20 protein-coding genes and 1 tRNA gene are annotated in these 19,075 nt (G+C 68.8%); 13 read left to right on the top strand and 8 right to left on the bottom strand.

Features of this window, described 5'->3' with window-relative positions; genetic code table 11:
* Positions 1 to 7: 7 nt before the first annotated feature.
* The 3 genes from ABD727_RS00825 to ftsE are packed head-to-tail and all read right to left on the bottom strand — an operon-like array spanning position 8 to position 2,111.
* The gene (locus ABD727_RS00825; protein WP_344705494.1) at positions 8 to 538 is read right to left on the bottom strand and encodes a YdcF family protein; all 531 of its coding nucleotides are present in this window, start codon (positions 536 to 538) and stop codon (positions 8 to 10) included.
* Positions 535 to 1,404, bottom strand: coding sequence for a cell division FtsX domain-containing protein (locus ABD727_RS00820; RefSeq protein ID WP_344705493.1), 870 nt, complete (start codon positions 1,402 to 1,404; stop codon positions 535 to 537). The genes ABD727_RS00825 and ABD727_RS00820 overlap by 4 nt, the downstream gene beginning before the upstream one ends.
* Positions 1,401 to 2,111, bottom strand: a complete 711-nt coding sequence (ftsE, locus tag ABD727_RS00815) for a cell division ATP-binding protein FtsE (protein ID WP_344707995.1) — start codon at positions 2,109 to 2,111, stop codon at positions 1,401 to 1,403. The genes ABD727_RS00820 and ftsE overlap by 4 nt, the downstream gene beginning before the upstream one ends.
* A 110-nt stretch (positions 2,112 to 2,221) precedes the next feature.
* Here ftsE and ABD727_RS00810 point away from each other — a divergent pair, with 110 nt between their 5' ends.
* Positions 2,222 to 3,250: a zinc-ribbon domain-containing protein gene (locus ABD727_RS00810; protein ID WP_344705492.1), complete on the top strand. Its 1,029-nt coding sequence runs from the start codon at positions 2,222 to 2,224 to the stop codon at positions 3,248 to 3,250.
* A 1-nt stretch (position 3,251) separates the two neighbouring features.
* On the opposite strand, the gene ABD727_RS00805 is transcribed toward ABD727_RS00810, so the two are convergent.
* Positions 3,252 to 3,449, bottom strand: coding sequence for a hypothetical protein (locus ABD727_RS00805; protein ID WP_344705491.1), 198 nt, complete (start codon positions 3,447 to 3,449; stop codon positions 3,252 to 3,254).
* A gap of 156 nt (positions 3,450 to 3,605) precedes the next feature.
* Here ABD727_RS00805 and ABD727_RS00800 point away from each other — a divergent pair.
* Positions 3,606 to 3,692: transfer RNA gene (locus tag ABD727_RS00800), tRNA-Leu, on the top strand.
* A gap of 3 nt (positions 3,693 to 3,695) precedes the next feature.
* On the opposite strand, the gene ABD727_RS00795 is transcribed toward ABD727_RS00800, so the two are convergent.
* From ABD727_RS00795 to ABD727_RS00785, 3 genes are all read right to left on the bottom strand, one after another.
* Positions 3,696 to 6,425, bottom strand: a complete 2,730-nt coding sequence (locus tag ABD727_RS00795; RefSeq protein ID WP_344705489.1) for an MSCRAMM family protein — start codon at positions 6,423 to 6,425, stop codon at positions 3,696 to 3,698.
* Between the two features lie 30 nt (positions 6,426 to 6,455).
* Positions 6,456 to 7,277, bottom strand: coding sequence for a fimbrial biogenesis chaperone (locus ABD727_RS00790; RefSeq protein WP_344705488.1), 822 nt, complete (start codon positions 7,275 to 7,277; stop codon positions 6,456 to 6,458).
* A 196-nt stretch (positions 7,278 to 7,473) separates the two neighbouring features.
* Complete coding sequence (locus tag ABD727_RS00785; protein ID WP_344705487.1) at positions 7,474 to 7,989, bottom strand: DUF4402 domain-containing protein; 516 nt, start codon at positions 7,987 to 7,989, stop codon at positions 7,474 to 7,476.
* Positions 7,990 to 8,412: 423 nt separating this feature from the next.
* Here ABD727_RS00785 and ABD727_RS00780 point away from each other — a divergent pair, with 423 nt between their 5' ends.
* Together ABD727_RS00780 and ABD727_RS00775 are read left to right on the top strand one after the other, a co-directional pair.
* Positions 8,413 to 8,598, top strand: coding sequence for a PspC domain-containing protein (locus tag ABD727_RS00780; protein ID WP_344705486.1), 186 nt, complete (start codon positions 8,413 to 8,415; stop codon positions 8,596 to 8,598).
* 218 nt (positions 8,599 to 8,816) lie between these two features.
* A complete protein-coding gene (locus ABD727_RS00775; RefSeq protein ID WP_344705485.1) occupies positions 8,817 to 9,524 on the top strand; it encodes a hypothetical protein in 708 nt (235 codons plus the stop codon).
* A gap of 2 nt (positions 9,525 to 9,526) precedes the next feature.
* On the opposite strand, the gene ABD727_RS00770 is transcribed toward ABD727_RS00775, so the two are convergent.
* Positions 9,527 to 10,462, bottom strand: a complete 936-nt coding sequence (locus ABD727_RS00770) for a ribose-phosphate pyrophosphokinase (RefSeq protein ID WP_344705484.1) — start codon at positions 10,460 to 10,462, stop codon at positions 9,527 to 9,529.
* An 89-nt stretch (positions 10,463 to 10,551) separates the two neighbouring features.
* On the opposite strand from ABD727_RS00770, the gene ABD727_RS00765 reads away from it, so the two are divergent.
* The 9 genes from ABD727_RS00765 (at position 10,552) to ABD727_RS00725 (ending at position 18,977) form a co-directional block, all read left to right on the top strand.
* Entirely contained in the window at positions 10,552 to 12,213 is a 1,662-nt protein-coding gene (locus ABD727_RS00765; RefSeq protein ID WP_344705483.1) for an NAD+ synthase, read from the top strand.
* Between the two features lie 3 nt (positions 12,214 to 12,216).
* Positions 12,217 to 13,533, top strand: coding sequence for a glutamate--tRNA ligase (locus ABD727_RS00760; protein WP_344705482.1), 1,317 nt, complete (start codon positions 12,217 to 12,219; stop codon positions 13,531 to 13,533).
* A gap of 94 nt (positions 13,534 to 13,627) precedes the next feature.
* Positions 13,628 to 14,314 (top strand): energy transducer TonB, encoded by a 687-nt coding sequence (locus tag ABD727_RS00755; RefSeq protein ID WP_344705480.1) that lies wholly within the window; start codon positions 13,628 to 13,630, stop codon positions 14,312 to 14,314.
* 70 nt (positions 14,315 to 14,384) lie between these two features.
* Positions 14,385 to 14,708 (top strand): hypothetical protein, encoded by a 324-nt coding sequence (locus ABD727_RS00750; RefSeq protein WP_344705479.1) that lies wholly within the window; start codon positions 14,385 to 14,387, stop codon positions 14,706 to 14,708.
* Positions 14,709 to 14,718: 10 nt separating this feature from the next.
* Positions 14,719 to 15,705: a bifunctional diaminohydroxyphosphoribosylaminopyrimidine deaminase/5-amino-6-(5-phosphoribosylamino)uracil reductase RibD gene (gene ribD / locus ABD727_RS00745; protein WP_344705478.1), complete on the top strand. Its 987-nt coding sequence runs from the start codon at positions 14,719 to 14,721 to the stop codon at positions 15,703 to 15,705.
* Positions 15,706 to 15,773: 68 nt separating this feature from the next.
* Positions 15,774 to 16,391, top strand: coding sequence for a riboflavin synthase (locus ABD727_RS00740; protein WP_344705477.1), 618 nt, complete (start codon positions 15,774 to 15,776; stop codon positions 16,389 to 16,391).
* A 173-nt stretch (positions 16,392 to 16,564) separates the two neighbouring features.
* A complete protein-coding gene (gene ribB / locus ABD727_RS00735; protein WP_344705476.1) occupies positions 16,565 to 17,848 on the top strand; it encodes a 3,4-dihydroxy-2-butanone-4-phosphate synthase in 1,284 nt (427 codons plus the stop codon).
* A gap of 4 nt (positions 17,849 to 17,852) precedes the next feature.
* Positions 17,853 to 18,275, top strand: a complete 423-nt coding sequence (gene ribH, locus ABD727_RS00730) for a 6,7-dimethyl-8-ribityllumazine synthase (RefSeq protein ID WP_344705475.1) — start codon at positions 17,853 to 17,855, stop codon at positions 18,273 to 18,275.
* 81 nt (positions 18,276 to 18,356) lie between these two features.
* Positions 18,357 to 18,977, top strand: coding sequence for a LolA family protein (locus tag ABD727_RS00725; protein ID WP_344705474.1), 621 nt, complete (start codon positions 18,357 to 18,359; stop codon positions 18,975 to 18,977).
* Positions 18,978 to 19,075 lie beyond the last annotated feature (98 nt).

The following is a 19,075-nucleotide window of genomic DNA, read 5'->3' as shown; positions in this document are numbered from 1 at the left end:
TCCGTCCTTAGATATCGAGCCACAGCGCCGCCCGGCGCAGCAGATACTTGTTATACTCTGCGAACAGCATGAACAGGCTAGGACGGGTCGCCACCGCATCCTCGATGATCGTCGCCTCGGGCAGGTCCTGGTGGAATTCGTAGGAAGCGCGGCGCATGTGCCAGTCGCTCGTCACCAGCCGGAGCGACGAATAGCCCTGCTGCTCCATCCAGCGCCGCGTCTCCTCGGCATTGCTCCGCGTGTCGACCGATTCCGACCCGAGATCGACGCAGCAGCGCAGGATCGGCCGCGACTTGGGGCCGAGGCGCCGGGCGAGGTCGCCGCGCGTGACGCTCGGGTCCGCGCCCGAGATCAGCATCCGTTTGGCCTCCTTGTCGCGCATCAGTTCGATGCCGCGCTCGATCCGCCCCTTGCCGCCGGTCAGGACCACCACCGCGTCGGTCTTGCCGGCCCCCGCGGGGGTCGCCAGCGACACTGCGAAAAGCGCGAAGCCAAGGACATAGAGCAGCAGCCCGAGGGCGGAGAGGCGGACGATCATAGGCTCTGCGCCAATGCCTGCCGAAGGGCCCGTCTGGCAACCAGCGTCGCGAACAGCGCCTGGATCACTGGGAGCAGGGCGAGGATCAGCAGGTCGCGAGCCGACAAGAGGCCGCCCGGCCCGATCTGCCCGAGGAAGCTGCGCGCCGGAACGAGGGCCAGTGCCAGCACCAGCGCCGCCGCAACCCCGCCCGCGACTCCACCGGCAAGGGCGTCGAGCGCGATCCGCCGCTGCACCAGCCCGAGCAATTGCGCCTCCGTCGCGCCGATGCCGTGAAACACGTCGAGCGTGGCCCGGTTGGATTCGAGCGTGGCGCGTGCCGACAGGGTCACGGCCGCGGCAAGCGCCACGGCGAGCACCACCAGCAGGCCGAGAACCAGCAGGCTCAGCCCGCGCAGGCTTCCGAGCAGGGGGCCAAGTTCCTGCGCGTAGGGCGTCAGTCGGGCCGAGGGCACCGCCGACTGCAGCCGCAGCGCCAGCGCCTCGCCTTTCGCACCCTCGCGCAGGCTGACGTCGGCAAGCGCGGGTAGCGGCAGGTCCATCGTGTCCGCCGCCGGGCCAAGCCAGCTGCGCAGCGTCGCCCGCACCTCGGCCTCGGGCACCGGGGCGACGGCTGACACCTCGGGTGCGGCCGCGAGGATCTGTCGAGCCCGGGCGGCGTCGGCCTTGCCCCCCGCTACCTGGAGCGACCAGCGCCCGGCCGAGGAGGTCTGAAGGTCGTCGACCGCGCCGAGCACGCTCAACCCCGCCGCGCCGACGATCAGGCTGACGAAGGTCATCAGCCCGACGATCCACGGCGCGGGACGCCGTCGCTGGTCGGGCAGGAGCCGGCGCAATGCTGGCGTCGGGAACAGCCAGGCCATCATGCCCTATACCCCCGCGTCGGAGGGTGGCGGAGCTCGCCGGTCGGATCGGACAACAGCCCGCCTTCGAGCCGCATCATCCGCGCGCCCGACACCGAGGCGATCAGCGATAGGTCGTGGGTCGCGACCACCACCGTCGTGCCGAGCCGGTTGAGCGCCTCGAACAGACTGATCAGCCGATTGGCCATGGCGGCATCGACGTTGCCGGTTGGTTCGTCGGCGACCAGCAGCTCGGGCTGGGCAATAACCGCACGCGCGATCGCCACACGCTGCTGCTCTCCGCCCGAGAGGGTCGGGGGCCGCGCGCTCGCCCGGTCGGCAAGCCCGACCCATGCCAGCATCTCGCGCACCGGCCCTTCGATCGTCCGATCGTCCTCACCCGCCAGGCGAAGCGGGAGCGCGATATTGTCGAAGGCGCTCAGGTGGCGGACCAGCCGGAAGTCCTGGAAGACCACTCCGATCCGCCGCCGGAACGCCGGAAGCGCCTCGCGCGGGGCATCGGCCAGCTCCTCGCCGAAGAGCCGGATCCGGCCTCGGGTGGGGCGCTGGGCGAGATAGAGAAGCTTGAGCAGCGACGTCTTGCCCGCGCCCGAGGGGCCGGTCAGGAAATAGAAGCCGCCACGCTCCAGCCGGAAGTCGAGGCCCTGAAGAACCTCGGCCTCCGTCCCGTAGCGAAGCCCCACCCCATCGAATTCGACCAGTGCCGACAGTGTCGTCCCGCCCCTTTGTCCGTGCCCAGGCTGCTCTATGCCTTGCCAATGGATTCACGAAAAGGTTACGCACGTCTTTGTTGACGTGACACCCAAGGAAAGCGGCCCAAATGATCCTCACCTGCCCGTCCTGCGGAACCCGTTACGTCGTCAAGGACGGAGCCATTCCCGTCGGCGGCCGAACGGTGCGCTGCGCCCAATGCAAGCATAGCTGGCACCAGGATCCCGAGGACGGCGCCGGCGAGCCCGAGCAGCAGCTTCCCGAGCAGGGGCATGACGATCTCGGCGCCGAGCCCCTTCAAAGTCCTCCGCTCGGAGAGCAGAGCGGCTCGCCGCTTGCCGGAGAACCCGGAGACGAAGCGCCTTCCGCCATGGCCGCATGGTCCGCCGTGACCGAGAGTGACGGCCAGACCCTCCCCGAGCAGGATTACCGTCCCCAGGCGAGCGAATGGGTCGAGCCGCAGCCCGAGCCCGAGCCCGAGCCCGCTCCAGCCTTCGCCGAAGCACCGAAGGACGAGGTGCAGACGATGCCGGCCGAGGCCGCCGCCGCGTCCGAGCCCTATCCCGAGGAAGTCGTCCCCGAAGAGCGCAGCAGTCATCCGCTGCGCGCCTCGCGGGCACAGGCCGACGATCTCTACAGCCCGTTCGCGGTCGGCGACGAGGATCCCGAGCCGCGTCGCCGCTGGCCGCTGGTGGTGCTGATCGTGCTGGTGGCGATTGCCGCCATCGCCGCCGCCATCTTCTTCCTGGCCCCGACCGACCTCAAGCGCAGCATCGGCCTCGCCGAGGCTGCCGGCAGTTCGCCCCTCCTCATCCAGCTCAAGCAGCAGAGCCGGCAGGAGCTGGCGAGCAACAATCAGCTGCTCGAAGTCAGCGGCCTCGTCATCAACCCGACCGAGGAGGTCCAGCAGGTACCGCCGCTCAACGCGCAGCTTCGCAACGTCGATCAGAAGGTCGTCTATCGCTGGACCATCCCGCCGCCCGCCACGCGCCTGACGCCCGGCGGCCGCGCCAGCTTCAACAGCGCGCAGCTCGACATCCCGCTCGAGGCCGAGTGCCTCGACCTCTACTTCGGTGATCCCGACCAGCCGCAGCCGCGCTGCGAGCGCCGGACCGCGAGCGGGCCCGCGGGCGCCTGAGCTACTCGAATTCGATCAGCGTGAGCGCCGAGCCGTCGGGGGCCTTGCCCCTGCGGCGCTGATGCCGCTCGCTCGCTCGGCCGTTCCGGACTTCGACGGCGGCCACGATCCGCACCAGCACGTCCACGCTCGCGCGCACCGGTACCGGAGCGGCGGGAGAGGAGGCGGCAAGCGCCATCGAGGCAGCGGCAACCAGCATCGGACAACAGGGCTACGCATGAGCCCGCAAAAGGTAAACGGGCTGTTTACCTTTGCTCCGAAACGGGACTGTTCATGCGTGGTTGCGCTGCCGAAATCCCGCTGCTAGAGGCACGCGCCTACCACGGGCCTCCCGCTTCAGGGAGGCCGAGGAAATGCGGTCGTGGCGGAATTGGTAGACGCGCAGCGTTGAGGTCGCTGTGGCCGAAAGGCCGTGGAAGTTCGAGTCTTCTCGACCGCACCACCTTCAGGATGGATCAGCCTTCCCTTCGGGGACAAGCGCGCTCATCTTCGGCAAGTCGTCTGGCACGACTTCTTGGTTAACGGCGATCGCGGCGGTCGCCTGCACCGTCAACGAGCCGAGGCGAAGCACCGCCTGCTCTTCCTTCAGCACCACCTCGGCCTTGACCTCGGCGGTCCGTGCCTTGGCCGCGACCCGGCTCATCTCGGTCAGCCGCAACGTGTAACGTCCTGCGGCGACGCGCTCGAACAGGAAGTAGCCGTCATAGTCCGAGGTCGCGCTGGCGACCACCCGGCCGCCCGCGTCGACAAGCTCCAGGTTCAGTCCCTGGAAGGCGCCGCCGCCGTCCTTGAGCAGAGTTCCCTCGACGGCGCCGCCACCGACCAGCGGGATCAGCACCTCGGCCGAGACGCCGGGCCGCGGCACGACCATCTGCGCGGGCTTTGCCGGCACCAGGTTGGGATCGCTCAGCGAGCCCGTGTCGACCCCGATCGCGACCGCCCGGTAATTGTCGAGCCCGGCGACCGACGCCCAGCCGTCCTTGCCCGTCGGCCGGTCGCCCGGCCTCAGCCCCGCGGTGATGAACGCGCCCTGCTCGACCTTCTCGTCGCCGTCGCGGAGTCCGTTGCCGTTGCGGTCGCGGAAGACCTGCGCCCGCACGCTGCCCGCCCCGGCGAGTGACTGGCGGCTGAAGCGCCAGCCCTCGCGCCCGCGATCGAGCGAGAAGGTGAGGTTGAGACCCGCCGCGACCGATCCGTCGCTCGCCGCCTCGAGGGTGCCGGCGATCGCCAGGCTGTCGAAGCGGCGGACATGGGTCAGCCGGCCGCGAACCCGCCGGTCGATGCTTTCGTAGGCGAGCGCGCCTTCCCAATCGGCGTTGCCGCCGCGGCTCCAGTAGCCGGACAGTTCGGCGCGCTTGAGCCGGCTTTCGGGCGAAATCTGCCATTCTGTCGTCCCGCGCACGCGGACCCGGCCGATCCGCCCGCTCCCGATCAGCCCCGCCTCGAGTTCGTCGGTCGGAGCGAAGCCCTCGCCGGCTCGCGTCTGGCGCCAGCGCCCGAGCGCGGCGAGATTGAAGCGGCTGATGGTGACGCTGGTCCGGGCGTTGGCCTCGATCGTGCGCCCGCCGCCACGCCGCTCGCTCATCCGCACGTCGCCGTGCAGCGGAATCACTCTGTCGCCGGAGAGTTTCAGCGGAACGTCGACGCTCAGCCGATGCTCGGCGGTGGCGGCCGACCCTTCGGGGCGCGCGGCAAAGCCCCGGCTGAGGAAGCTCGACCAGGACAGGCTCGCCGCGCCGACCCGGGCGAGGACCTGCCCGCGCAGTGCCAACCCGCCCGTGTCGTCGCGGGCGAGCGCCACTTCGGCTACCGCCGGTCCGATTGAGCGCCGTACCGCTCCCTCGACATAGGTCACGCGTTGGTCGTCGACGACCAGCGTCTGGACCAGCGCCGCCACGGAGGTGCGCTGGTCGATGCCATGCTCGAACGAAGCCGCGGCGCGAAGTCCGCGCTCGTTCGAGGGCGGTCCGCGCTCGCGGCGGAAATCGAGGAGGTCGCGTCCGGGATCGACCACGCCGGCCCAGTACCAGCTCTCGCCCGGCGGAACCGCCTGCGGTCCGACGGTGACGGTCTCGATCCGGCTTCGCACCTGGCCCTGCGGACCATAGCTGAGGATCTCGAATCGATTCTCACCATATTGAAGCGCGACCTCGTCGAAGCGGTAGCGCTGGTCCGAACCGGCCGGGGCGAAGGCGACCAGCTCGCCGTTGCGATAGAGCTCGGCGTCCCACCCCGCGGAAAGTTCGCCGCTGAACTGCGTCCGGTCGAAGGCGACGGCCTGGAGCAAAGGGCGGTTGGTGACCACCGCGCCGCGCCCGCTGCCCGAGGCGCCGACCGAGGGCGAACTCAGCCCCTCGACGTCGCCGAACGCGACATGGGTCGCCTTGAGCGGTCCCAGCAGGCCGGCCTCGGGATCCGAACGATAGGCGCGCAGCCGGACGTTGGTGGGAAGGCCGCGCCGGTCGGTCCCGACCCGGGCCTCGTAGCTCATCTGGAGCGCCTCGCCCGCGGCGATGATGCTAGCTCGGTGATCGATCCGGGTCCCGGTCGCCGCCGAATAGGTGACTCCGGCGTCCATCATGACGTCAACGCTGGGGCTGCGCCACATGCGGTAGGGCAGCCGAACCTTCGGGAGGCCGCTGAGGTCGAGGCTGGCGCGATGCAGCTGCGCTGCACGTTCGCGGCGCTCGATCGCCCGTTCGACAGGAAGTTTCTCTTCATGCTCGAGCAGCAGCACCGAGGCTTCGGTCCGAGCGCTCATCGTCAGGCCGAGCCAGCGCGACAGCGCCGCAGTCTCGACGCACCAGCCGTCGGGTGCGTCGCGAACGACGCTCTCGGTCAGCCGTTCGCTGCGCTTGCCATAGGTGACGGTCGCCGTCGCCCGGTCAATGCGAAGTCGGTTTTCCTCCTTGAACGCCCAGCCCTCGGCGACCCGTGCCTTGAGGTCGATCTTGATCGGCAGGTCTAGGGCGATGGCGAGGTCGCCAAGGATGACGCAGCTTCCACCCGGAACCGGGTAGGCGCGGACCCCCTCACCGAGGATCTTCTGGCGAATCTGGACGTCGAGCAGATACTGGCTGTCGGGGTCGGCGTTCCACGGCACGCGCACTTCGGGCGCCGAAGCGGTGGCGCCGAAACTCGACACCGCCGCCGCGAGCACCAGCAGGCGCCGCATCTTGAAGCCGCTCCCCCGAGCCCCCCTGGCCTAGCGCAACACCGTGCTGGTCTCGGCGAGCTTGGTCGTGACGCCATCGACCGTTTCGAGATATTGCACCGTCACCGGCCCGGTCGCCTGAGCGACGAACTTGGCATCGATCGGCACCGCCACGCTGCGCTTGTCGAGCTCGGTGTAGACCGCGATCCCCTTCTGCGCCGCGAGCGGTTCGGTCATCCCGGCCTTGACGATCCGCACCTCGCCGAAGGTCGAGCGCGAGCCGCTGCGGCTGAGTTCGAGCCCGATCGCGGGCTTTCCATCGACCTGGGTCTTGCCGACGTTGGCGATCCCGGCCTTGGCCGAGAGATTGCCGAGCCGGACGATGACCGGGATGGTCACGCCATAGACGGGGGTCAGCGCGAAGCCGATTCCCTTGAAGTCGGCCGGGGTCGCGACCGGTGCCTGCGGCGGCGGAACCGCGCGGAACAGCAGGTGCACGCGATATTCGCCATCGGCGAGACCGGCAGGCGCGCGGGCGGCGATCCGGATGGTCTGCGGCTGGCGCGGCGGAAGGGTGACGCGGCGGGGCGCGTAGACGATCATGTCGCGCGCCGCGATCTCGTTTGCACTCGGCGCGGTCACATCCTCGAAGCTGCCGTCGGCCCGCATCCGCCGCAGTTCGACGGAGATCCGGTAGGTGGCGGTCTCCTCGCCGATGTTGTTGAGGATGATCTCGGTTCCGCGACCCCCGTCGAGGATGATCCTTGTCGGGGCGACCAGCAGATCGCCGACCCCGGCCTGAGCGCCCGGCGCCAGTGCGATCAGCGGAGCGACGAGCGCGGCACGGAGGGCAAGGCGGGTGAAGGTCGTCATGATCGTTCGGGCTCCCAAGACGGTGCGGTTAATTGCACCAATCCGGGAGTTTCTGACCCAAGATGGTTGACGAAGAACTAACCACGGCAGGCCAGGCAGCTTTTCACCGTCTCCGGCATCGCCGTCCACGCACACGAAAAAGGGCGGCCCCGAAAGGGACCGCCCTCCTCTGGTCACCAGCCGGAGCCGGCGATTCTTATTGATAGGCGACCTGAATATCGATCTGGCCGCTGTAGAGGCCGTCCTGCTGGTTGGCCGCAAGCGCGATTGAGCCGCCGACGCTGAAGTCGTTACCCGGCGCACCCGAGTTGCCAAGCGTGATGTTGGCCGGGAGGACCGGCGTGAACGCCAGGGTGCCGCCGTTGCTGCCGGTCAGCGTGTAGGACGGCGAGGCCGAGGAGACGACCACGACCTGGCCCTGCGTGCCGGTGATCCGGTAGCCGGCCGAAGTCGGGCTGCCCGAGCAGCTGAGGTTGCCCGACGAGCCGCAGCTCACCACGCCGGCGGCGTTGATGCTGACGACGTCGGCAACGCTCGCCGAGCCGATGACGATGGTCCCGAAGTCGAGATTGCGCAGCGCGGTCAGCGTCAGCGGCTTGATCAGGCGCGCATTGGCGGTCGCCCGAGGAGTCGAGCTGGTGGCCTGGGCCGCAGCCGGGGTCGCGGCAGTGACTGCGGCCAGCGCGGCCGCTGCAATGATCAGCTTCTTCATATTTTCAAAGTCCCCACACCAAGCTTCGGCGGCGAGAAGGCCGACGAATGCGGTAAGGACACAGTTAACCCTGACTCATTGCCGCTTTGCTTTCCGGCTTGGTTAACGGCCCGTTGAGGAAGTTCGCCGGCCGGCCCAACAGCTGGCGCAGAATCCCAATCCGCTCGCCGTTCGATCCCGCCGGTCGGTCGCTCGTTGACGTCAAGTGGCTGACGGATCAGCGAAAACGCAAATTGGCACGGGCTCTGCATTGACCTTGGCATAACCGGTCCACCGACCGGCAGACAGGGAGAAGACCAATGACCAGTAGTTACGACATCCGCCAGATCGCCGCCTCGATGGCCGGTGCCTTCGTCGCCGCCATGCTGTTCGTCAGCGCCGCCGTCGGCCCGCTGCAGATCGCCTGAACAGGATAGGACAGCCATGAACCGCTTCACGCTCAACAAGACCGACGGCAAGCTGATGGGCGTCGCCGCCGGGGTCGCCGACATGACCGATGCCGACCCGCTGCTGATCCGCCTCGGCTTCATCCTCGCCGCGCTGATCACCGGACCGGTCGCGATCATCCTCTACCTCGCCGCTGGCGTGCTCGCGCCGCAGCAGGCCTGATGCAGATCGGAGTGGCACTTCAGGGCGGCTAAGGAGGAGCTTGCCGCCCTGAAGACCCTTAACCGACGATTCCATTTGACCTCACGCCATCGTTTCGGCGCTGAAAAGAACCGTTTCGACGTCAATCCGCTACAGTCCATTAACCATATACTTCGCAAAAGCCTTTCTGTTCATGATGCTCCCGGAACGATTGCCGGGGGCTTGCAACAGGAGGGAAGATGGGGACGACGGATCGACCTCGCGCCGCTGCGGCGGCCCGACTGGCGGCATGTGCCGCCCTCCTCCTCGTCACCTTTTCAACGACCGCGCCGGCCCAGCAGGCCGACAGCATCACTGTCACCGCCCAGGTCCGTCCGCACTTGTTCGGAACGGTCGCCCTCCCCGGACCTTCGGGCCGCTGGGGCGACAAGTGGCAGAAGGTGGCAAGCGACGCGCGTCCCTGCGCCGCGCTCCAGTCCCTCGTCGCCCCCGCGAGAGCGCTCGGGCGCTTGGCGCAGCTTCAATTCGTCCAGGCCCAGGTCGATCGCCGCATCGGCTGGCGCTCGGACGGGACGCAGTACAATGCGCGTATCTATTGGGCGAGTGCGGCGGAGACGCTCGCCAGCGGCTTCGGCGACGACGATGATCGCGCCATCCTCAAATATCAGGCGCTGCGGGCGCTCGGTTATCCCCGCAGCGACTATTACCTCATGATGGGCCGCGACCAGGTGCGCGGCGACTATGTCATGCTCGCCGCTCGCGCCGACGGTCGCTGGTGGCTTCTGGAGGAACAGGGCGATCTGCCCGTGGCGGCCGATCGCCGGGCCGGGTTCGAGCCCGTGGCCAGCTTCGGCGCGGGCCGGTCGTGGATCCATGGTCGCCCGCGGCTTGCCTCCGCGGGCGCGCTGACGGCAAGCGGCGCGGCGCCGGTCGCCGCGCGCCCCTAGGACTAGTCGAACAGGCTCGAGACCGAGGATTCGTCGGCGATCCGCCGGATCGCCTCGGCGAGCAGCGGCGCGATGGTCAACCGGCGGATCTTTCCGCCGGGCTGGTCGGCCTCGCCGGCATAGATGCTGTCGGTCACCACCAGCTCGGTCAGCTCGCTCTGCTGCACCCGCGCCGAGGCGCCGCCCGACAGCACGCCGTGGGTGACATAGGCGACCACGCCCACCGCGCCCTGCGCCTTCAGCGCGGCGGCCGCGTTGCACAGCGTCCCCGCCGAATCGACGATATCGTCGATCAGGATGCAGAAGCGCCCCTCGACCTCGCCGATGATGTTCATCACTTCCGATTCGCCGGCTTTCTCGCGGCGCTTGTCGACGATCGCCAGCGGCGCGTTGTTCAGCCGCTTGGCGAGGCTCCGCGCGCGCACCACCCCGCCGACGTCGGGCGAGACGACGGTGATTGGCTGGTCGCCGAAGCGCGCCTGGATGTCGGCGCTCATCACCGGCGCTCCGAACAGATTGTCGGTCGGGATGTCGAAGAAGCCCTGGATCTGCCCGGCGTGGAGATCGACCGACAGCACCCGATTGGCGCCAGCGGTCGTGATGAGGTTCGCCACCAGCTTGGCCGAGATCGGGGTCCGGGGCCCCGGCTTCCGGTCCTGCCGGGCATAGCCGAAATAGGGCACCACCGCGGTGATCCGCTTGGCCGAAGCGCGCCGCAGCGCGTCGACGCAGATCAGCAGCTCCATCAGATTGTCGTTGGCGGGGAAGCTGGTCGACTGGATGAGGAAGACGTCCTCGCCGCGGACGTTCTCGTGGATCTCGACGAAGATCTCCTCGTCGGCGAAGCGCCGCACGCTCGCCTTGGTGATCGGGATCTCCAGATAGTCGCTGATCGCCTTGGCCAGCGGCGCGTTGGAGTTGCCGGCGAGCAGTTTCATAAGGCGTCCAGTCCCCCGTGAGCTGCCGCCCTCCTAGCGGGGCGATGCGTTGGACGAAAGCCCGGCAGCCGCTAGAGCCTTCGACCAAGATGACCGACCAACTCACCATCGCGCTCGCCCAGATGAACCAGCGGGTCGGCGACCTCGCCGCCAACGCCGAGGCGATCCTCGCCGCGCGCCGTGTCGCCGCCGGCGCCGACCTCCTGCTGGTGCCCGAACTCCAGCTGACCGGCTATCCGCCCGAGGACCTGGTGCTCAAGCCCGCCTTCCTCCGCGAGACCGAGGCCGCCGCCGCCCGCCTCGTCGCGGCGACGGCCGAGCCCGGCCCCGCGGTCGTCTTCGGCTCGATCGTGCTGCGCGAAGGCAAGGCCTACAACGCCGTCATCCTTGCCGACGGCGGGAAGGAGCTGTTCGTCAGCTTCAAGCGCGAGCTGCCCAACTACGGCACCTTCGACGAGAAACGCGTCTTCTCCTCCGGCCCGCTGCCCGAGCCCTTCACCTTCAAGGGTGTCCGCCTCGGCTTCCCGATCTGCGAGGACCTGTGGCTCGAGGAGGTGTCCCGCCACCTCGCCGAGCGCGGCGCCGAGATCCTGCTCAGCCCCAACGGCAGCCCCTACGAGATCGACAAGGACGATCTTCGCCAGCGGCTGTTTTCCGGCCGGTCGCGCGACGTCGGCTTGCCGCTCGTCTACCTCAACCGGGTCGGCGGCCAGGACGAGCTCGCCTTCGACGGCAGCTCGATGGTCTTCAACGGCGACGGCAATCGCGTCGTCCAGATGCGCGACTGGGAGGAGCAGATGCTGCTTACCCACTGGAGCCGGGGCGGCGACGGCCGCTGGTCCTGCGAAACGAGCGAGGTCCACGCCCTCTCGCCCTATCCCGAGGACGTCTACCTCGCGATGGTCGTTGCCCTGCGCGACTATGTTGGGCGCAACGGCTTCCCCGGCGTCCTCCTCGGTCTCTCGGGCGGGATCGATTCGGCGCTGTCGGCGGCGGTCGCGGTCGACGCGCTTGGCGCCGACAAGGTCTGGGGCGTGATGATGCCCTCGGTCTACACCGGCTCAACCAGCGTCGAGGATGCGCAAGGAAGCGCGACCCTGCTTGGCATCCGCCATGACGTCATCCCGATCGTTCCCGCGGTCGACGCGCTCGGCGCGATGCTGAAGGAGAGCTTCGCCGGCCGCGCGCCCGATCTCGCCGAGGAGAATATCCAGGCGCGGCTCCGCATGGTCACGCTGATGGGCCTGTCGAACAAGTTCGGCCACATGCTCCTGACCACCGGCAACAAGAGCGAAATGAGCGTCGGCTACGCCACCCTCTACGGAGACATGGCGGGCGGCTATTCGGTGCTGAAGGACGCCTACAAGACCACCGTCTTCGCCCTTTCGCGCTGGCGCAACGCGAACCGGCCCGACGGCCTCCTCGGCCCGGCCGGTCCGGTGATGCCCGAGCGGGTGATCGACAAGCCACCCTCGGCCGAGCTTCGCCCCGACCAGAAAGACGAGGATTCGCTGCCGCCCTACGCGAAGCTCGATCCGATCCTCCACGGGCTGATCGACCAGGAACTGAGCGTCCACGAAGTGGCGGCCAAGACCGGCAGCGAGGTCGCGCTCGTCGCAAGCCTCGAGAAGATGGTGCTCCGTGCCGAATACAAGCGCCGCCAGGCCCCGCCCGGGGTCAAGCTCGGCGGCCGCAACTTCGGCCGCGACCGCCGCTACCCGATCACCAATGCCTTTCGCACCGGGGACTGAGCCATGACCATCGTCACGCGCTTCGCGCCCTCGCCGACCGGTCGGCTCCACGTCGGCAACATCCGCACCGCGCTGCACAACTTCCTGTTCGCTCGCGCGCATGGCGGCCGCTTTATCCTTCGCATCGACGACACCGACCGCGAGCGTTCGACCGCCGAGGCCGAGCAGTCGATTCGCGCGGACCTCGCCTGGCTCGGGCTGCATCCGCACGACAGCGTTCGCCAGTCCGACCGCTTCGCCCTCTACGAGCGCGAATTCGAACGGCTTCGCGCCGCCGGCCGGGTCTATGCCTGCTTCGAGACTCCCGAAGAGCTCGACCTGCGCCGCAAGGTGCTGCTCGGCCGCGGGCTTCCGCCGATCTACGAGCGGCCGGAGAGGGAGAACACGCCGGTCGAAGGCCGCGCGCCCCACTGGCGCTTTCGCCTCGACCACCAGGCGCCGATCGCCTGGACCGACCTCATCCGCGGCGAACAGAAGTTCGACCCCGCCCTGCTGTCCGATCCCGTCATCCGCCGCGCCGACGGCAGCTGGCTCTACCTGCTCCCGAGCGTCATCGACGACATCGATCTTGGCATCACCCACATCGTGCGCGGCGAGGATCACGTCTCGAACAGCGCGGTCCAGCTGCAGATGTTCGATGCCCTCGGCGCAACCCCGCCCGCGCTTGCCCACGAGGCGCTGCTGGTCGCGGCCGACGGCAAATTGTCCAAGCGCCTCGGTGCGGTCGGCGTGCCCGCGCTGCAGGAAGCGGGGCTCGAGCCGATGGCGCTGCTCAGCCTCCTTGCCCGGCTCGGGACCAGCCAGCCGGTCGAGCCGATCGCCGACCTCGGCCCACTCGCCGACGGCTTCGACTTCGCCCATTTCGGCCGCGCTCCGGCATATTTCGACATGGCCGAGGTCGAGCAGCTCAACGGCCGGCTGCTCCACGCCCTGCCCTTCGAGGCCGTCGCGGATCGGTTGCCCGGCTGGGTCGACAGCGACACCTGGGACTGCCTTCGCTCCGCCCTCCACAGGCTCGGCGACATCGAGGAATGGCAGGGCGTACTTCACGGCGACGTCGCCGCCACGGAGCTCGCTCCCGACGACCGCACCTATCTCGCCTCGGCTTCGGAGATTGCGGCCGACCTCGACTGGTCCGGCGACCCTTGGCACGCGCTGACCGGCGCGCTCAAGGAGGCGAGCGGTCGCAAGGGGAAGGCGCTGTTCCTGCCCCTGAGGCTCGCGCTCACGGGCCGGCCGAGCGGTCCCGAAATGTCCCCGCTCACCCGCCTGATCGGCAAGGACCGCGCACTCGCCCGGCTTCGCGCCGCGAGCGCCTGACACGACCGGCAGGCGCAGCAGCATCAACTCACTTGTGCTTGGCATGTTATGATGTAACATTCTCCACATCGACTCGGATGTGAAGGAGGTTGCCATGCTTGCCTACGCCGCCCACCGCCGGACCCATCGCCGGCTGAGTCCGACCATGCTGACCCTGATCGTCGGTGGTCACGCGCTCGCCATCGGCCTCCTGATCACCGCCAGGATGAACCCCGGCACCATCTTCACCCCCACCCCGACCACGATCTACAACGTGCCGCTGCCCAAACCGGTCGACCCGCCACCCTTGCCCGAGCCGCAGCCTCGCACCGAGCAGCAGCGCCCGACCGAGAGCTTCGTCGAACGCACCAATCCGGTCGTCCCCCTGCCCGGCCCGCCTCACAGCCTCGAGAGCGGTCCGCCGATCCTCAACGGCACGCCCGAGATCGGCACCATCATCGAGACCCCGCTCCCGCAAGTGCTGCCGCAGCCACTGCCGGCGCCCAGGGCCGACCCGGTGCTCGTCCAGGCGCGCGCCATCACCCCCGCCGACCTGCTTCGTCCGCCTTATCCCGACTCGAAGGTGCGCTCGGAGGAAGAAGCCGTGCTCCGCCTCCGCCTCGGCATCGACCAGCGCGGGCGGGTGGTCTCGGTCGACCCCGTCGGGGCGGCAGACCCTGCCTTCCTCGCTTCGGCACGGAGCCACCTCATCCGCTACTGGCGTTACAGGCCCGCTACAGAGGATGGCCGCGCCGTCGCTTCCACTCTCGTCATCACCCTTCGCTTCGAGCTGGAGGAGTAGGAGGCCGGGGCCGCGGGCCGGGTGCAATGTCCGGTTTGCGGTCCCGCCCCCCACCTCCTACATCGCATCCATGTCCGTCCTTCCACCGATGCACTCGCCGCGGACCGCGTGGCGCGACTTCAAGGCCGTCTGGGCGCGCCGCAGCCCCGACAAGACCCTCGCCATCGGCCTCAGCCTCGGCATCACCCTCGTCATCGTGGTCATTTTCTTCCTCGACGCGAGCATAAACACCGCGCCGCCAACCACGGTCACCTACGTCGAGAGCTACGGGCCCGACCGGACCGACGCCCAGATCAAGGCCGACCAGGTCAAGGATCAGAAGGCCCGCGAGGCGCGCGCCCGCGAGCGGCAGGAGCAGTTCCAGGAGATTGCGAATACCTTCGGCATCGAATGAGGCCGGATGGATGGCCGCCGCGGTCGCGCTCGGCGCCGCCGCCCGCGGCACCACCGCGCCCAATCCGAACGTTGGCTGCCTCGTCATCGCGCCCGACGGCGCGATCCTGGGGCGCGGCGCCACCCGACCGGGCGGACGCCCGCACGCCGAGGCGGTCGCGCTTGCCGAGGCAGGCGAGCGGGCTCAGGGCGCGAGCCTCGTCACCACGCTCGAGCCCTGCAATCATCGGAGCCACCGTGGCCCGACCTGCACCGACCTGATCCTTCAATCGGGCGTCGCCCATGTCGTCGCCGCCATCGAGGACCCCGATCGCCGGACATCCGGAGAGGGTCTTCATCGCCTGCGCGGGGCCGGCATCTCGGTGGAAAGCGGGATTGGCGCCGCCGAGGCGCGCGAGAGCATGGCCGGCTGGCTGACCCGGATGGCACTCGGCCGCCCCCGGGTGACGCTCAAGCTCGCCCTGTCGATCGACGGCAAGATCGCGCTCCCCTCGGGCGAATCGAAGTGGATCACCGGCGAGGATGCCCGCGCCCATGTGCACCTCGAGCGGGCCCATACCGACATGATCCTGGTTGGCCGCGGCACCCTGCTCGCCGACCGGCCCCGCCTCGATGTGCGCCTTCCCGGCCTCGAGGAGCGCTCGCCGCGCCGGGCATTGCTCAGCCGCGGCGAGCCGGTCGAGGGATGGGAGATGCTCGCCTCGCCCGAGGACGTCTTCCGCCTCCATGACGTCAACGACCTTCTGGTCGAGGGCGGCTCGGCCACCGCCACCGCCTTCCTCGCCGCCGACCTCGTGGACCGCATCCTCCTCTACCGCGCGCCGATCATCATCGGCGAGGGGCGGCAGAGCGTCGGCTACATCGGGCTCGACGCGATCGGGGACGCCCATGGCCGCTGGGAGCCGCGCGACGGCCGGCGCCTCGGAATCGACCGGCTCGAGGTCTACGAGCGGGTCAGGCAGCCCGGTCCGGCGTCCCTCGACTTCGCTCGGGACTAGCGGATAGAGGTCGGCTTCCATCACCGTTCGTGCCTTGCCAGGTCGAGGCACCTTCCCGCGAGGCAGTCATGTTCACCGGCATCGTCACTGACATCGGCACCGTCCGCTCCACCGAGGCTCGCGGCGACCTGCGCCTCGTTATCGGCTGCGCCTACGAGATGGCCGACGTCGCGCTCGGTGCCTCGATCGCCTGCTCGGGCGCCTGCCTCACCGTGGTCGACAAGGGTCCCGACTGGTTCGCGGTCGACATCAGCCAGGAGAGCCTGTCCAAGACCGCGCCCGGGCTGTGGCAGGAGGGAGCCCGCCTCAACCTCGAACGTGCGCTGCGTCTCGGCGACGAGCTCGGGGGACATCTCGTCACTGGCCACGTTGACGGGCTCGCCGAGGTGATCGGCCTCTGCCCCGAAGGCGATTCGACCTGTGTCGGTCTGTCGGTGCCAGCCGCGCTCGGCCCGATGCTGGCCCCCAAGGGCTCGGTGACGGTCGATGGCGTGTCGCTGACGGTCAACGAAGTTTCCGATCACGGCGACGCCACCCACTTCAGCGTCAATGTCATCCCGCATACCTGGCAGCACACCACCTTCGGCGACCTCGCGGTCGGCCGCCGCCTCAACGTCGAGATCGACGTGCTCGCCCGATACCTCCAGCGCATGACCGCGGCTCGAACCGCGCCGCTGGACAAGTAGGATTTGGGTTGCGAGGGTGGGCTGTCGCCTCACCCTCGTGCAGCAGGATGGCGGCGATGTGCGGGAAAAAGCTGCACACCTGGGTAACTTGGGTAACTTCAGCAACGCCGTTCACATTGCGAGTGCGGCCACCCCCGCTGGATTGTCACATTGTAATGTGATATTGCGCCCAAATGGCTACCACTCTCATCGAGCGCCTGACCGAGATCATCGAGACTGGCGAGATCAGCCGCTCCGGCCTCGCACGGGCCGCCGGGCTCCACCCCAACTCCCTCCGCAAGCTGGGCCAGCCCGACTGGAACCCCACTGCCGACACCCTCGGCCGCCTCGAACGGCTGCTCGCCCGCGGCACCAGCGAAGTGCTGGTCGGGGCCGAGGCGATCATCGACGAGGCCCGCAATGGCCGGATGTTCATCCTGGTCGACGATGACGACCGCGAGAATGAGGGTGACCTCATCATCCCGGCGCAGATGGCGACTCCCGACGCGATCAACTTCATGGCCCGCCACGGCAGGGGCCTCATCTGCCTTGCGCTCGGCAAGGACCGGGTCGACCAGCTCGGCCTGCCCCTGATGGCACGCCACAATGGAACCCGGCACGGCACCGCCTTCACCGTTTCGATCGAGGCCCGGACCGGTGTTTCGACCGGGATCAGCGCCGCCGACCGGGCTCGGACGGTGGCGGTGGCGATCGATTCGGCCAACGGCCCCGACGCTCTGGTTTCCCCCGGCCATGTCTTCCCGCTGGTGGCCCAGGCTGGCGGCGTGCTCGTCCGTGCGGGCCATACCGAGGCGGCGGTCGATGTCAGCCGCCTCGCCGGGCTCAACCCGTCGGGCGTGATCTGCGAGATCATGCGCGAGGACGGGACGATGGCCCGGCTCGACGATCTGATGGACTTCGCCCGAACCCACGGACTCAAGATCGGGACGATCCGCGACCTCATCGCCTACCGCCTCCGTCGCGATCATCTGGTCGAGCGGGTCGCCGCCTCGCCCTTTCACTCGCCTTCCGGGCGCGAATGGCAGGCACAGGTCTTCCGCGACAAGGCAACCGGCGCCGAGCAGCTCGCGCTGGTGCTCGGCCCGCTCGACCCGACCGGGCCGGTGATGGTCCGCATGCACAGCCTCGACCTCTTCGCCGATGTGCTTGGCGAGCCGGGCACCCGCAACGGGCTGCTCCCGAGCGCGCTGCGGATGATCGAGGAGGAGGGCTCGGGCGTGGTCGTCGCGCTCCACGCTGCAAGCCCGGGCTCGCTGTCGCGGTCGGCCGATCGCCGCGCCGGCAAGGACGTCGAGGAAGGCGAGACGCTGCGCAGCTACGGTGTCGGCGCCCAGATCCTTGCCGCGCTGGGGGTCCATGACATGATCTTGCTGACCAACAGCCACCATTCGCCGGTCGGACTCAGCGGCTATGGCCTCGCCATCGTCGAGGAACGCTCGTTCGGAAAGGAGGGCTGACCCGATGGCCAGGATCCTGATCGTGGAAGCGCGCTTCTACGCGCATCTCAACGACCTGCTGCTCGCCGGTGCCCGCGCCGCGATCGAGGCGGCGGGCCACGAGCATGACACGCTGACCGTCCCGGGCGCGCTCGAGGTGCCGGGCGCGATCGCGCTTGCCGACGAAAGCGGCGACTATGATGCCTTCGTCGCGCTCGGCGTCATCATCCGCGGCGAGACCTACCATTTCGAGGTCGTCTCCAACGAGAGCGCCCGAGGGATCATGGACCTGACCCTTTCCGGGCTAACGATCGGCAACGGCATCCTGACGGTCGAGAACGAGGATCAGGCCCTGGCCCGGTCCGACCCCGCGCGCCTCGACAAGGGCGGCGGCGCAGCCGAGGCGGCACTCGCCCTTCTCGCCCTGCGCGAGCGCTTCGTCGGCTGAATGGCGGGGAACAGACGAATTCAGAGGGCATTCAAGGGGGCTGACCTAGCGTCCCGCTCGAACATGACATCAGGAGCTTCCATGTCCTTCCTCCGCCTTTCGGCACGCCTGCTCGCGCCCGCCGCTGCGCTGACCCTCGCCGCCCCGGCCGCAATTGCCCAGTCGGCCGATCCGATCCGCCAGGTCGAACAGAGCCTTGCCGCCACCCGTTCGATGACCGCGACCTTCGTCCAGACCGATGGTCGCGGGCGCGCGATGAACGGCAACCTCAGCCTCAAGCGGCCGGGCAAGATCCGCTTCGAATATGGCCGCGGCGCCAACATGCTGCTGGTCGGCGACGGCCGGAACCTCACCTTCGTCGACTATGATGTCGGGCAGAAGTCGGCCTGGCCGATCGCCAAGTCGCCGCTGTCGGTGCTGCTGTCGCCGCAGCCCAACCTCGGCCGCATCGCGCGGATCGAAAAGCAGGCCAACCCGAACATCGTCATCGTTCGTGCCCGCGACGCCCGCCGTCCCGAGTTCGGCACGCTGCTGCTTGCCTTCGCCCGCAACGCCGGTGCGCCCGGCGGGCTGATGCTCGAGGGCTGGACTGCGATCGACGCGCAGAACAAGCGCACCACGGTCAAGCTCGATGGGCAGCGCTACAATGGCGCCATTGCCGAGAGCGCCTTCACCTTCGCCGAGCCCAAGAAGCGGAAGTGATTGGTATCGTTTGTGCAACTGTTCATGCGGGCTTCAGGCTCGATGAGATAGTAGCACCTTTGACCGGCGGACGGACTTGGGTTTCCCCCTGTTACCGG

The organism is Sphingomonas swuensis (genome assembly GCF_039538045.1).
GTDB classification, from domain to species: Bacteria; Pseudomonadota; Alphaproteobacteria; order Sphingomonadales; family Sphingomonadaceae; genus Sphingomicrobium; species Sphingomicrobium swuense.
Note: the sequence above shows the minus strand (reverse complement) of the source record. Positions and strands in the feature narration are given on the sequence as shown.

Excerpts from the sequence above, each read along its gene's own strand:
- ABD727_RS00775 (WP_344705485.1), top strand. The coding sequence starts at position 8,817 with ATGGGGACGACGGATCGACCTCGCGCCGCTGCGGCGGCCCGACTGGCG.
- ABD727_RS00760 (WP_344705482.1), top strand. The coding sequence starts at position 12,217 with ATGACCATCGTCACGCGCTTCGCGCCCTCGCCGACCGGTCGGCTCCAC.
- ribD (WP_344705478.1), top strand. The coding sequence starts at position 14,719 with ATGGCCGCCGCGGTCGCGCTCGGCGCCGCCGCCCGCGGCACCACCGCG.
- ABD727_RS00725 (WP_344705474.1), top strand. The coding sequence starts at position 18,357 with ATGTCCTTCCTCCGCCTTTCGGCACGCCTGCTCGCGCCCGCCGCTGCG.
- ABD727_RS00785 (WP_344705487.1), bottom strand. The coding sequence starts at position 7,989 with ATGAAGAAGCTGATCATTGCAGCGGCCGCGCTGGCCGCAGTCACTGCC.
- ABD727_RS00770 (WP_344705484.1), bottom strand. The coding sequence starts at position 10,462 with ATGAAACTGCTCGCCGGCAACTCCAACGCGCCGCTGGCCAAGGCGATC.
- ABD727_RS00820 (WP_344705493.1), bottom strand. The coding sequence starts at position 1,404 with ATGATGGCCTGGCTGTTCCCGACGCCAGCATTGCGCCGGCTCCTGCCC.
- ribH (WP_344705475.1), top strand. The coding sequence starts at position 17,853 with ATGGCCAGGATCCTGATCGTGGAAGCGCGCTTCTACGCGCATCTCAAC.
- ABD727_RS00780 (WP_344705486.1), top strand. The coding sequence starts at position 8,413 with ATGAACCGCTTCACGCTCAACAAGACCGACGGCAAGCTGATGGGCGTC.
- ABD727_RS00825 (WP_344705494.1), bottom strand. The coding sequence starts at position 538 with ATGATCGTCCGCCTCTCCGCCCTCGGGCTGCTGCTCTATGTCCTTGGC.
- ABD727_RS00810 (WP_344705492.1), top strand. The coding sequence starts at position 2,222 with ATGATCCTCACCTGCCCGTCCTGCGGAACCCGTTACGTCGTCAAGGAC.
- ABD727_RS00790 (WP_344705488.1), bottom strand. The coding sequence starts at position 7,277 with ATGACGACCTTCACCCGCCTTGCCCTCCGTGCCGCGCTCGTCGCTCCG.
- ABD727_RS00740 (WP_344705477.1), top strand. The coding sequence starts at position 15,774 with ATGTTCACCGGCATCGTCACTGACATCGGCACCGTCCGCTCCACCGAG.
- ribB (WP_344705476.1), top strand. The coding sequence starts at position 16,565 with ATGGCTACCACTCTCATCGAGCGCCTGACCGAGATCATCGAGACTGGC.
- ABD727_RS00750 (WP_344705479.1), top strand. The coding sequence starts at position 14,385 with ATGTCCGTCCTTCCACCGATGCACTCGCCGCGGACCGCGTGGCGCGAC.
- ABD727_RS00765 (WP_344705483.1), top strand. The coding sequence starts at position 10,552 with ATGACCGACCAACTCACCATCGCGCTCGCCCAGATGAACCAGCGGGTC.
- ABD727_RS00755 (WP_344705480.1), top strand. The coding sequence starts at position 13,628 with ATGCTTGCCTACGCCGCCCACCGCCGGACCCATCGCCGGCTGAGTCCG.
- ABD727_RS00805 (WP_344705491.1), bottom strand. The coding sequence starts at position 3,449 with ATGCTGGTTGCCGCTGCCTCGATGGCGCTTGCCGCCTCCTCTCCCGCC.
- ABD727_RS00795 (WP_344705489.1), bottom strand. The coding sequence starts at position 6,425 with ATGCGGCGCCTGCTGGTGCTCGCGGCGGCGGTGTCGAGTTTCGGCGCC.